General features: G+C 36.2%; 1 protein-coding gene. It reads left to right on the forward strand.

The features are described 5' to 3' along the window. Positions 1–139 precede the first annotated feature (139 nt). Entirely contained in the window at positions 140–829 is a 690-nt protein-coding gene (locus CF596_RS13510; protein ID WP_096902773.1) for a hypothetical protein, read from the forward strand. Positions 830–886 lie beyond the last annotated feature (57 nt).

Consider the following 886-nt stretch of genomic DNA (forward strand, 5'->3'; position numbering starts at 1 on the left):
CTATTAAAGACGAAGCCAATCAAAGCTCAAGAGAGCTACTTTTGGCATGGAAAAGCAGTGAGGAGGGTAAGAGGTTTTTAGCGTCTAAAAGCAGTGATGGCTATGTTTATAGCGATAGTTTTTACAAGGATATTGATTGATGGCTAAAACCCCTTATTTCAATAAACGTAGGTGGCTTGAGAGCCGACAGGATGAAATTACCGAGCTGTACCGCACGGGTAAAAGTTGGCATGAAATTGTTGAGCATTTAAAAATTTCTCATGCCATGCCCTTTGCCCTGATTGAAGCCGATTTTTTTAAATATTGTGATTTTTTAGTTGATGAGGTTGCGACAAGTCACTTTGAGGAAAATATTGAGCTACAGCGACAGCTCACCGACTTTAAAAAGCAATTTTCTACAATAGAAAAAGCTAAAGAATCTCTAGAACAAGAGAATGAAGCCCTCAAAGAAAAAAACATAAAACTGACTGCTAGAGTAAAGCAGTTGATTCAAGAGTCTAAAGAGCAGGATGAATTTAATGAGGAAAGTCAAAAAATCAATGCCGATCAAGCGAACAATCTTATTCAGCAGATCAATTTAAATAAACAACTGGAGCAATCCAATACTGCGCTATCACTTAAAAATGAACAGCAGAGCGAAAAATTAGAAAAAATTTCAAAATATATGGACGCTATTCAGGCTGAAATGGATAAGTTTTCAATGTCAGAGGTAGAGTATAAGGAGAAAATTAAAATAGCTCATGATGCGATTTTTAGGCTTAAAGCAATGCTAACAGTGCTACTTGTAATATTGTTAGGTTTCACCTTTAAATCGGGTTTATTTGCGTAGAAAAGACGATTTCACAGAAGATGCGACATTATGTAAACTTGGAGTACACCCTAAAGT

The organism is Acinetobacter sp. YT-02 (assembly GCF_002412355.1).
GTDB lineage: Bacteria > Pseudomonadota > Gammaproteobacteria > Pseudomonadales > Moraxellaceae > Acinetobacter > Acinetobacter towneri.